This is a genomic window from Nocardioides sp. (genome assembly GCF_047606145.1).
Lineage (GTDB): Bacteria > Actinomycetota > Actinomycetes > Propionibacteriales > Nocardioidaceae > Nocardioides.
On sequence record NZ_JASGET010000121.1, the window covers coordinates 1 to 11675 of the forward strand.

Below are 11675 nucleotides of genomic sequence, written 5' to 3' on the forward strand. Positions count from 1 at the left end.
CAAGCTCAAGCAGTGGCGTGCAATCGCCACTCGCTACGACAAGACCGCCCGTTCCTACCTCGCCGGGCTCACCCTCGCAGCATCCCTGATCTGGGCACAATGACCACGTTTACCAACACGTCCTAGGCAACGACCCACCAGCGGCCGATGCCGTGCCGCCCCGGTCAGGGGCCGTGCGGCTGTAGGGCTCGACGGACTGTGCCGCCGCGTGGTCTGGGCCGCCTCGCGCAGCGCGGCAGCCTGTCGTAGTGCAGCCTGGCGGGCGACGCGCGGTCGACTGCCCCACGCCTGATGCTGGCTCGCGAGGTAGCCGCGTGACTGGCGCGCCACCGCAGGCTCAGCGCCCAGGGCGACGCTGCGCTGCTCCAGCGTGGCGAGCCTGGGCCGGGCGTCCTCGACCGTCTCGGCGGCGACGGGGGCCCGCTCCGACCCCTTCCCCGGCGGGTTGGGTGTCGGTGCGACTGCTCCGCATGGAGGACGAGGCGGCACTGCTGGCCAGGACCGTGGCGCAGGCCGTGCCCGCCTGGTTCAACGCGCGCCGACGTCGAGGGCGTGGTGACCATCTCCGGCAACGGATTGTGAAGAGCCGCATTGAATCCGCCGGTCAGCAGGTGCCACGATTTCAGTGGTGGCCCTCCCCTCACGCGGAGAAAGTACGCACCGATCGGTGAGCGAGCTCACGGTGGGTCGCCGAATGCCTGACACGTGTGTGACCCAGCAGTCGGAACCCGCTAGCGTCCGACCGCATAACCTTGCATCGAACGTGGGCTCGCAGCCGCACGAACAAGCCCGTCGTCCGCAGGTCCCGCTGCGCTAGTCCTGTTGTTGCCCCACGGCCCCTCCACTGCGAGGTTGTGCCCGCGGCGCCGGAGCTCGGCCAAGCTGCTGCCCCCTAGCCGGGACTCGACGTGCAAGCCACGCGGTTCGACCGTTCGCGGATGGAAGGACGAAGACAAATGCGTGGTGTGCCACACCGGGGCGTCGAGAGACTCTTGAAGTCCCATGCCATACACGACGTGATTGAGCAGGAAGATCAGAGGCCATTGGTCTTGCTGATCACCACCGGGGGTGCCGAAGGCCAGGTAAGGGCTCCCGTCGCGGATGAGCAGACCGGGACTTAATGTGGTCCGTGGGCGCTTGCCGGGTTGGAGGGCGTTCGGTCCTCCGTGGAGATCGAACATCTGCGCGCGGGTCGGCAACCCGAAGCCGAGTGTCGGCATGATCGGTGTGCTCTGGAGCCAACCCCCGCTTGTGGTTGCCGACACCAGATTACCGAATCTGTCTACAACATCGACATGGCAGGTGTCGGATCGGATTCTGTCAGATGGCACCAATGACTGAAGGTTCGTAGCAGCAGCATCAGCATCAGACTGATATGGCAGGCGACCAGGCCGTCCGCCGGGGGTGCCGGGGCATCGCTCAGCCGCGGCGTTAGGGCCGACCAAGACGCGACGCTGGTCCGCGTACGTCCTGGAGAGCAGTGCGTCAAGTGGAACGTCGGCGTACCGCGGATCGCCGTAGAAGGCATCCCGGTCCGCGAAGGCGAGTTTTGCGCATTCCACAACGGTGTGAACGAGCTCCGCTGAGCCGGGCGTCGTATCATCGAGGTCGTACCCGTCGAGCAAGGCGAGTTGTTGGAGAAGGACGGGGCCCTGTCCCCAGGGACCTGTCTTGCACACCGTGAAGCCCCGGAAATCGAGACGGACAGGCTCCTCTTCGGAGGGCTGCCATCGTGCCAGGTCGTCATACGCAAGGAGGCCGGTGTGTGGCTCACCAGACCCGTCCCAGACGGGGACGTGACGGGTGAACGCGTCGATCTCCTCGGCAACAAATCCCTTATAGAATGCTGCCTTGGCTGCCTCGATCTGCGCTTCCCTTTGGTGCCCGGCAGCGCGCGCCTCGCCTAACAGTCGGCGGAGCGTCCGGGCCAACGACGGGTTCCTGAACCGGGCATTCGGCTTCGGAACCTCCCCGTTGGGGAGGTAGAGCGCGGCCGAGTCGGTCCAGTGCTCGCTGAACACGCTGGCAACAGTTGCGATCACCTCGACTGCGTTGGCAGGAAGCGGGTAGCCGTCCTCGGCATAGGTGAGCGCGAACTGCATGACTTGGTCCAGTCGCATCGTGCCGTATCTCGCTAGGAGGTCAAGCCAGGCACCAAAGGCCCCAGGGACGACGGCAGGCAATTGGCCAACGCCAGGCACCATCGCGAGCCCAAGATTGATGAACGCATCCGTCGTAGCTGCGTCGGGCGCCGGTCCCTGACCGCACAGCACGAACGTCTTGTCAGAGCCGGCGTGGTGGCAGAGCAGCACCGCGTCCCCGCCCAAGCCGTTCTGATGAGGCTCAACGACGTGCAGCACGAAGCCGGCGGCGACCGTCGCATCAAACGCGTTACCACCGGCTTCCAGTACCGCCATGCCAGACTGAGCGGCCAGCCAGTGTGTAGCGGCGACCGCGCCCAGCGTGCCGACAATTTCGGGGCGCGTGGTAAACCCGCTCACAATCGTTCCACGTGAGGGGCGACAGGGAGGCAGCCTCGGCAATCTAGAACGTACCTGGCCCGGCGAACCAGGAGGTCATAGTCGAAGGCACGGTGGTTGGTCACCAGCACTACCGCGTCCGCGGACGCGAACTCTTCCCCGGTAGCATCTACCAGTTGCGTCGCGTGCTTCATGTTGCCGCGAAAGTGAGGGTCGGCAGCAACCACCTCGGCGTCGAGATCGGCCAGTAGCTCCGCCATTCGCCAAGCAGGCGACTCGCGGGCGTCGCCAGTGTTCGGCTTGTATGCAACGCCGAGCAAGAGAATCCGGGACCCGTACAGAACTTGCCCGCGAGCGTTAAGCGCTCGCATGAGCCGCTGCACGACGTAGTCTGGCATGTGGTCGTTAACGTCGTTCGCGAGTTCAACGAATCGGAACGGGCGACCAAGACGCCGCTGGACCTGCCAAGACATGTACGAGGGGTCTATCGGCAAGCAATGGCCGCCCACACCCGGGCCGGGGGCGAACCGCATGAACCCGAACGGCTTTGTACCGGCGGCGTCGATGGCCTGCCACACGTCAATTCCCAGGTCGTGCGCTAGCATCGCAAGTTCGTTAACCAGCGCAATATTGACGTTCCGGAACGTGTTCTCCGCCAGCTTGGCGAGTTCAGCCTCACGCGTCCCGCTCACGACGACGGTGGGGATCGAGAGCGACTGATAGAAACGTTCGATGGCAACCAAGGAGTCGCCATCGATACCGGCGATGAGCTTCGGAACCAGAGCCACCGACCGATCGGGGTTACCTGGATCGACACGTTCCGGGCTGTAGCCGAGGTGGAAGTCCAGTCCCGGTTTGAGGCCCGAGATGTCGGCGAGAATGTCGGCGAGAAGTTCGTCCGTCGTGCCCGGGTAGGTCGTGGACTCCAAGATCACCGTGGCCCCGATGGTGAGGTGTTGGGCTAGGGAGCGGGCTGCACTGTCGATGCAGGTCAGGTCGGGCACCCGGTCTCGCAGTGGCGTGGGGACACTGATGACAGCGACGTCGAACCCGGCAAGCTCTGACTCGTCGTCGGTCAACAGGTATCGCCCTGTGGCTAACGCCTCCCGCAGGATTGCGCCAGAGACATCCTCGATGTCCGAATTGCCGCGGCGCAGGCTGGCAACCCGATGCGAGTCCGTGTCGAAGCCGACAACAGTGTGACCCGCGTTGACTGTGTGCACGGCGAGAGGGAGCCCCACATAGCCCTGGCCAATGACCGCGACCATCATTGCCCTCAGCTCCGACGCAACAGTCTGGCGACCAGCATTGCAAGCAGCGCAGCTCTGTCTGGCATGGCTGCCACCTCGACGTACTCGTGGCCGGCGTGGGCTCCATCGCCCACTGCGCCTAGCCCGTCTAGCGTCCGTACCCCGATGCCGGCAGTGATGTTGCCGTCGGACCCGCCGCCGACGGCGGTCTGCTCCAGCGGTGGCAGGCCCAGCATTTCCATCAACCCGGCCGCCTCCTCAAAGAGGTCTCGCGATGCCTCGGCCGACAGGGGCGGACGGCTATGCACTTTTCGGACTACCACTGAGGTCCCCTCGATTGTCGGCGTGAGGTTGCTGAGTTCTCGTTCCAGTCGTAGTTGGCTCTCCACGGAGGGCGCGCGCACGTCGATGGCGAGCGAGGCCGTGTCCGGCACGGTGTTCGCGGCGGTACCGCCTTCGAAGACCGTGGGAACGGCGGTTGTCGCATCACCGGGCGCAGTCAGCGCATCGACGGCGATGATCTGGTGCGCGAGCTCGACCGCAGCGTTCGCACCGCGCTCGGGTTCAAGGCCCGCATGCGCGGCTATGCCCGTCACGTTCAGGCGGTAGAGCGCGGTGCCTTTGCGTTCGGTCTTCAAGGCCCCCCCGCTGCTGGGCTCCAGCACCAAAGCTGCTCGAACCCCCGCTGCCTCGCGCTCGATGAGCGGCCGAGAGCTGAGGGAACCGACCTCTTCGTCGCTGGTGATCAGCACAGTGACCCCGGACAGGTCCGGCACCACTGACAGAGCGTGGAACATCTGCACTAGACCGGCCTTCATGTCGAAGCAGCCAGGGCCGGTCGCTCTCCCGTCGACGAGCTGGAACGGCCGGCCAACCAATGTGCCCACTGGCCACACTGTGTCAAGGTGACCGAGCAAGATGACCTGGACAGGACCTGGGGTACGCCAGATGAGGTGAGTGCGGCCTTCTAGCATGCATCGCTCGGGTGCCCACCCGAGGTGCTCGGTGCCGAGTTCAGCGACGGTGCGGGCACACCGAGCGATCGCATCGAGGTCCTCCGAGGGCGACTCCTGCTCGACGAGCAAGCGGAGGTCATCGACCATCCGGTCCATTCGAGCGCGCATCGTGACGACCACCCGAGGAAGAAGGACCTCGGTGTCTGCAGCACCGTCCAAGTCTGGCATCTGTCTCCTTATGCCAAGGTGTCGTCGATCCGAATGTCAGGTCCGCCCGAACCGGTCGACCCACGGTCGAACTGTTTGTCGAGCGTCTCCGCGACGTTGGCCGGGACGTCCGGTGGGACCGTGTCGCCAGACCAAGTCAGCCGCAGCGTCAACGCCCTGTCGGGAGCCGGGTACGCCTCGCAGACCAAGTCGAACATCATGGACGCGGGCCGCATCCACAATTGCCGGCTGATGCAGCCTGGCAGTGCCAGGCGCGGAGCAGGGGCGTCTTGCAGCGCGAGTAGTGTCTGGAAGCTGGCTGTCGGCCTGCCGGGAGGCCGGGGCGTCTGCCGCCTCGCCTCGAGATAGGGCACGTCACGAGCGGCAAGTGCGGACTCCACGTCCGCCTGGCACGCGGCCAGCGCGGAAGCGATGTCTGACCCGCCGGCCGGGCGAACTCGGGCGCAACTGGTCTCGACGAGGCAGCCGATGGCCTCGTCCACCGCTCCACCGGCGCGCGTTGAGATCGGGTACCCGATGAGGAACTCCGGGCACCCTGTCGAGTCGGCGACGGCCGCGGCGTAGCCGGAGAGCAGCACGACGAACGGCGAGGTCCCCGCAGCCCGCGCGGTGTTAATGACAGCGGACCATCCACCATCGATCCGAAGGTGGATGCCGCTGCGGCCGGCGTCGCGTTCGTTAACACCGCAGCGAGGCTGGGGCGGGAATCGCAGCCGAGGGACGTCGGCTAGGGCACCAATCCAGTACGCATGCTGATCGGATAGGTCGAGGGCGGCGAGTTTCCGGACTCGCTCCGCCGCGACAGTGGCCAAGCTGGGTGTCGCTCCTGGCGGTTGCGCTTGCCCGGTCACCGCGGCCCGATAGCAGGCGCTGAGATCGGCGGCCAAAATGTGCTCTGACCAACCGTCGAACGCGATGTGGTGGACCGCGACCCCGACCAAAGCGCGGGACTCATCCACTGGAGCGACGACGAGCCTCCATACTCGTCCGCCGTCCAGGTCAAAGGGGTGGAGTAACTCTGCCTCGACGATAGTGAGGGCGGCGTCCGGAGTGGCCTGCTCGACCATCCGCCGCACGTCGGGATCGCCGATCCCGTCGAGGACAGCGAGGGGCTCCTCCCCGGCTGGATACCGAGCATGCAAGGCTTCGTGTCTGCTATGCACAGCGGCTGCTGCTCGGGCCAGAGCCTCAAGATCAAGTGGGCCGGTCACATCCCAGCCGATCAGGCACGAGTTGGCGAGGTCGGACTGGTTGAGCTGGTGCTCCAGCCAGAAGGCCGACTCGGTCGCGGACAATGACACAGGGCTTGGGGCAGTCGGCACGGATGGTTGCTGCTCGACTTGACCGTCTAGCCTGTCGATGATGGCCGATCGGGTCGGATGGTCCGCCAACCACGAGATCGGAAGGACGGCGCCCAGTCGCGCCTCCAGTCGCGCTGCGATGCGGCCGAGGTCAAGGGAAGTCGCACCCACGGTGAACAAGGATCTGTCGGAGTCGAACATGTGAGCTTCCTTGTCGCTCCCCCCTAGTACCGCTGCGAGGACGTCATCGACCGCCGCCTCCACCTGCGAACGGGTCCCGGCCTGTCGTGACGATGCGGAGGCGGCCGAATCGGCGCACGCGGCGCCAACAGGGGCGGCGCCGTGAACGACCGTCGCCAGCAACGCTTCGGAGTCGAGCTTGCCGTTCCTGGTCAGCGGGAACGACGAGACATGACGGACCAGTTGGGGCACGGTGTAACCGGGCAGGTCACGACAGAGGCGCTCGTGGACTAACTCGTGTGACAGCGGGGCACCGTTCGTGGTGATGTAGAAAGCCGCAAGGTCCCGGCACAAGCCGTCTGCGGCCACACGCGGTATGGCCGCCGCGGCCGCTACGCCAGGGAGGCCGAGAAGTAGGCGCTCCACCTCCAGCGGTTCGACGCGGTGGCCGCGGATCTTGACCTGCCGATCCATTCTTCCCAAGTATCGGACCGTGCCGTCGTCGGCCCAATAGGCGAGGTCGCCCGAGCGGTAGACCCGGGTGGTTCGGCCATCGACCTCCAGGTCGACGAACTGTCGAGCAGTGCGGTCGGGATCGTCCAGATACCCAAGCCCGACCCCGTCGCCGGCGACACACAACTCACCAGGTTCGCCGATGTCGCAGATCCGGCCTCGGTCGCAGATGTGGACAGCCGTGTTCTGTACAGGGGCCCCGAGCGGGATGCCGTCTGGTAGGTCCGGATCCTCTGGCCGGACCCGGTGGAGGGTGGTAAACGTGCAGCACTCCGAGGGACCGTACGTGTTGATTAGCGGGACTGTCGGGTGGCGATCCAGAAACGCCGCGACGTGTGTCGGGGAGAGGCGCTCCCCACCGGTAACAACCTCCCGCAGGCCGTCGAGCGCGTCCAAGTCCTCGTCGACGAACAGGTTGAACACCGTGGTCGTTAACCAAATCACGTTAACATCGACAGCCTCGCGCATGCGCCGCAACAGAGCCGGGCTGGGGTACGGGTCGGCCACCGGAACTGCTGTGCCACCAGTGAGCACGCTGGCCCAGACTTCGTATGATCCGACGTCCCATGCAATGGGCGAGGTGTGGGGCCGTACCACTCCGGGTCCCAGTTGATTGACCGGATTGCCCTCCAGCAGTCGCAGCAGAGCCCGGTGTGGTATCACCGCACCCTTAGGCTTCCCGGTGCTGCCGGAGGTGAAGAACACGCAAAGCGGGTCGTCGCTGCTTATTGCTGGCGTCGGTGGGTTCGATATCTTCTCGGCGGCCTGCTCCACTGGCGGCGGCACCCAGATCGGCGTCTCGACCTGCTCCAAGCCACAGCCGATGACCAAGGGGGCGCGAACCGTGTTCACGATCTCGGCGATCCGGGCAGGAGGGGCTTCCGGGTCCACGCCGACGATGGCCGCACCGGACTTGGATACGGCCAGCATCGTGAGCACCATTTCGGGTGAGCGGGGCAGCAAGACGGGCACAAACGTCCCCGGCCCCACCCCATGAGAGCCGAGCAACTGCGCGCAGTAGTCCGATGCCCGGTCGAGTTCGTGGTAGCGGATCCGGCGGCCGTCGAGGGTGCGGATCGCATCGAGGGACGGGGTTCGAGCTACCTGACGCCTGAATACCTCCGGCACGTTCGTTCCGCGCCGATACTCTGCGGCGGTGGCGTTCCACGTGTCCGGCTGAGGCATCGGCACGTCCTTCCCGAGTCCTTGGCCAGCCTAACCCCGCCCGACACGTGACCAAGACCGCCGACCAGATCCTCGCGAAGGCCAACCGTCCAACTACATCAAATCCGCGGCACTAGCCGGCTGCAAAGCCATCATCGACGCACGCCTCAAGCAATCCGGCATGCACTGGTCCATCACCGGCGCCACCGCCAGCACCCTCACCGACGCAGTCTGACGCCGCCAACAAATCTGACGCACACCCTGCTCGGGAAGCCAGGCACCCTGGCGCGGTGATAACGTGGTTGTTATTTCTCCCCTCGGAGGAGGAGGGCTACATTGGCCACGCGAGGCGACTCAGTGCCACGTCTGCTGGTCGAAAACGGTCTGGATGGATTTCTGGCCACCAGCCCGGAACACGTCACCTACCTCACTGGCTACCACAGTTGGACGATCTATACGTTCTCCGCCATGGAGGTCTACGCGGTGATCGCGGCGTCTGGCGAAAAGGCGCTCGTCGTTCCGGTGGACGCGCTCGATTTTCTCGTCGACCGGCCCGCCGACGTGGACCGGGTGCACGTCTACGGCACATTCCACATAGCGTGGCGGGCCGGGACAACGCTGGACGGTGCTGAACGACGCCTGGGGCAAATGCGCGCGGACCTTCCGCACCATCCGTCTGCCCGTGCCGCGCTCATATCCGCATTGCGCGAGCTCGGGCTGCTCAACGGTCGACTGGGCATCGACGAGACGGGGCTCACCCCGCCCCGCTGGCGAGCGCTCGCCGAGACGCTCCCTGAGGCACAGCTAACGGAGCGGGCAGACTTGCTGCGTCGGGCGAGGGTCTGCAAGGCCGACTCCGAGGTAGAGCTGCTGCGATATGCCGCCTTGGCGGTCGAGGCTGGTATCCAGACGGCCTTCGCGGGGTGCTCAGCGGGTGACCGCGAGGTGGACCTCGAACGGGTGATCCAGTCCGCCACTGCAGCCGCGGGGGTGATCCCCGGACACTGCGAGACGTCACTAGGCACTAGGAGCTCGGCCTGCTTCCCGGCCACCGACAGACGCCTCGGACCGGGAGACGTGATCCGCTCCGACTGCGGCGGACGCTACCGTGGCTACTGGGCAGACACTGGGCGCACCGCGGTGCTGGGTGATCCTCCCCCGGTCCTCAAGCGGTGCTTCGATGCAATCAGTACGGGTATCGACGCAATGCTGGTTGCCATTCGACCTGGCCTCAAAGTGGCCGACCTCTTCGACGTGGCGGTGGGCACGGTCCGGGACGCCGGCATCCCCGACTATCGGCGACACCACGTGGGCCACGGCATCGGTTTGGAGATGTACGAAGCACCATTACTGGTGGGTGCCACCGGCAGCGCGGACATCCACGTCGCAGCACCCACACCCGAGCTGGTGGAGGGCATGGTTCTGAACATCGAGTTGCCGTACTACGAACTCGGCCTCGGCGGCGTCCAGATCGAGGAGACACTCGTGGTCCGTTCGGGCGGGTACGACCTACTCACGAGTGCCCCGCGAGGACTGTTCACGGTGGAGGCTGACTCTGTCCACTGATCCGATATGCCTCGTCCACCAGCTCGACGATGCTTGCGCCCTCCTCGCCGTGCACCCCGCCTGTATGAACGGCGGCGGCGAAGTCCGTGACGATGCCGGCGTACTCGTGTGCCAGGGAGTGCTTGAACCCAGGGAAGCCTGCCAACATGTCACCGACCACAGTCCGGCCATCCTCGAGGGTCACGGCGACTTCTTTGACCTCACCGCTCGGCAGTGCCCAGTCCAACTCCACGTCGACGGGGACCCCTGCCTGGGTGCGCAATCGCAGCCAGGCTTTGAACTCCACTCCGTTTCGCACGTCCGACAAGGTCGCATCGGTGAGCTGCAGTTGACCGAACAACGAGCGGACCGCGTCGAGTGCGTTGGGGCCGTTATCGATGACGCAGCCGCCGCCGCATCGCTCCCGATCGAAGTACCACGCGTCACCCCCGGTGTGCTCGCCGATGTTCTCCAGGTAGCGGCAGTTGACGCGGGCGATCGGTCCAGCCCGGCGCAACCCGGCGGACAAGGCGCGGAGGTTTTCGTTGTAGCGGCGGTGAAATGCGGTGAACAGCACCGTATGTGTCGCATGGGACAGTGCCACCAGGTTTGCGGCGTCCCCCGGAGTAATCGTGAGTGGTTTCTCGCAGCACACAGGCACGCCATGCCGCAGAGCGGCCGCAGCGACCGGGTAGTGCATATTGTTGGGCAACGTGAGCACGACCGCGTCGACGACGTCGGCGCGAAGCAGGTCCGCCACGTCCGCAAACACCGGCACGCCGTACCGGGAATACCTGGCGCGGGCAGACATCGAGACATCGCAAACGGCAGCCAAGGACGTGTCGGGGTGGGCGTCCAAGGCGCGGACGAAGTATGGCGCGATGCTCCCCAGGCCGACCACCCCCACTCTCATCGGGTCACTGCCTCAGGGAACGTCAGCGGATGACGGTGCTCCAGGCCGGCGTACCGCGCAGCGGCAACTCGTTGCTGTACAAGGCACTCTCTGGGTTGTATCGCGAAGCGGGTGCGCCTTGGAGGAGCTACATTGCAGGGCACGCGATCCAACAGCAGGCCCAGTCGTGGGAGTTGAGTTTGTCGGGCCAAGCCCAGATCGACATGGTGTCGATCGAGCCACTCGGCTGCCACCTCGGGATCTCCTCGGGATTCCGAGAGCTGATCAGGGACTTTCCCGGTTTCGTCGAGTCGTGCTCGTTGGTGTGGACCCATTCGCCCTATGATCCCGGTGCCGCGGACAAGTTTGCCACCTTCGACCAAGTGCTGTACATCGTCCGCGACCCGCGGGACGCCCTGGTGTCGATGGCGCACTTTCACTACACAGACTATTCCCGGAAAGTCCATCACGTCAGCCAAGGCGATCCGGACTCCTACATCGAGCGGGCCGCTGCGGACTTCGCTTGGTACTGGGTGAAGCATGTGGTGTCCTTCCTGGCGGCACGAAAGCGGCTTCGAGTCCAACTCATCCGGTACGAGGACTTGGTCAGGGACTTGTCCGCACAACTGTCCTCGCTCGCGGAGTTGCTCGGTTTGCACGTGCCGACCGCCGGACTCGATCGGCTGCTCGGAGAGCTAGATTTCCGGGCCATGCAGGCCAGTAGCCCGCAACACCTTCGGAGCGGGCGTCCTGGCGTGTGGCGGGTCGAGATGAGCACGGAACAGGTCGCCCACGTCGAGCGAATTGCTGGCCAGCTGATGGAGTCACTCGGCTACAGCCTGACCGCGTTGGCGAATTCGGTAGCGGTCGAAGGTCGAATGGGACCGGAGTCCGATAAGTTGCGGCCGCTGCTGGCCGCTGCAGCGAAGGCGGCGCGGGGGTCCACCACTCCCGGATGGACGCTCTGATCGGAGCGAGGGCCGCTAGTGCAACCTGCGCCACGGTGGTGCCACCGAGTTTGCGCGGTGGTACCACCGTGGGGCTCACTGGTCCACCATCCTCTTGTCGGCGTTCTCAGACAGAGCGCCGATGCACCCCGGGTGCCACCAGGTCACTGCCCTGCTCGCTTGACCCGTTCCAGACCTGGAGCGATGTCCAGGATGAGA

7 protein-coding genes and 1 pseudogene are annotated in these 11675 nt (G+C 65.5%); 3 read left to right on the forward strand and 5 right to left on the reverse strand.

Annotation, left to right across the window (positions count from 1 at the left end; genetic code table 11):
• Positions 1-103 (forward strand): annotated as a pseudogene (locus tag QM638_RS16090) (IS5/IS1182 family transposase); the annotation flags it as partial.
• Positions 104-731: 628 nt separating this feature from the next.
• On the opposite strand, the gene QM638_RS16095 reads toward QM638_RS16090, so the two are convergent.
• Genes QM638_RS16095 through QM638_RS16110 form a run of 4 tightly spaced genes read right to left on the reverse strand, consistent with a single transcriptional unit; the run spans position 732 to position 8093 of the window.
• Complete coding sequence (locus tag QM638_RS16095; protein ID WP_415143450.1) at positions 732-2501, reverse strand: gamma-glutamyltransferase family protein; 1770 nt, start codon at positions 2499-2501, stop codon at positions 732-734.
• Positions 2498-3751 carry a nucleotide sugar dehydrogenase gene (locus QM638_RS16100; protein WP_415143452.1) on the reverse strand — a complete coding sequence of 418 codons (1254 nt, stop codon included), beginning with the start codon at positions 3749-3751 and terminating at the stop codon, positions 2498-2500. Before QM638_RS16100 ends, QM638_RS16095 begins: the two co-directional genes overlap by 4 nt.
• 5 nt (positions 3752-3756) lie before the next feature.
• Positions 3757-4914, reverse strand: coding sequence for a M20 family metallopeptidase (locus tag QM638_RS16105; RefSeq protein WP_415143453.1), 1158 nt, complete (start codon positions 4912-4914; stop codon positions 3757-3759).
• Between the two features lie 8 nt (positions 4915-4922).
• Positions 4923-8093, reverse strand: a complete 3171-nt coding sequence (locus QM638_RS16110; RefSeq protein ID WP_415143455.1) for an amino acid adenylation domain-containing protein — start codon at positions 8091-8093, stop codon at positions 4923-4925.
• A 336-nt stretch (positions 8094-8429) separates the two neighbouring features.
• Between QM638_RS16110 and QM638_RS16115 the strand changes: the two genes are divergently transcribed.
• Positions 8430-9638: a M24 family metallopeptidase gene (locus QM638_RS16115; RefSeq protein ID WP_415143457.1), complete on the forward strand. Its 1209-nt coding sequence runs from the start codon at positions 8430-8432 to the stop codon at positions 9636-9638.
• Here the strand turns inward: QM638_RS16115 and QM638_RS16120 are convergent.
• Positions 9610-10518, reverse strand: a complete 909-nt coding sequence (locus QM638_RS16120) for a Gfo/Idh/MocA family protein (protein WP_415143459.1) — start codon at positions 10516-10518, stop codon at positions 9610-9612. The two genes, QM638_RS16115 and QM638_RS16120, sit on opposite strands and share 29 nt — an antisense overlap.
• 41 nt (positions 10519-10559) lie before the next feature.
• Here QM638_RS16120 and QM638_RS16125 point away from each other — a divergent pair, with 41 nt between their 5' ends.
• Positions 10560-11477 carry a sulfotransferase domain-containing protein gene (locus tag QM638_RS16125; protein ID WP_415143461.1) on the forward strand — a complete coding sequence of 306 codons (918 nt, stop codon included), beginning with the start codon at positions 10560-10562 and terminating at the stop codon, positions 11475-11477.
• The last annotated feature ends 198 nt before the right edge of the window (positions 11478-11675 follow it).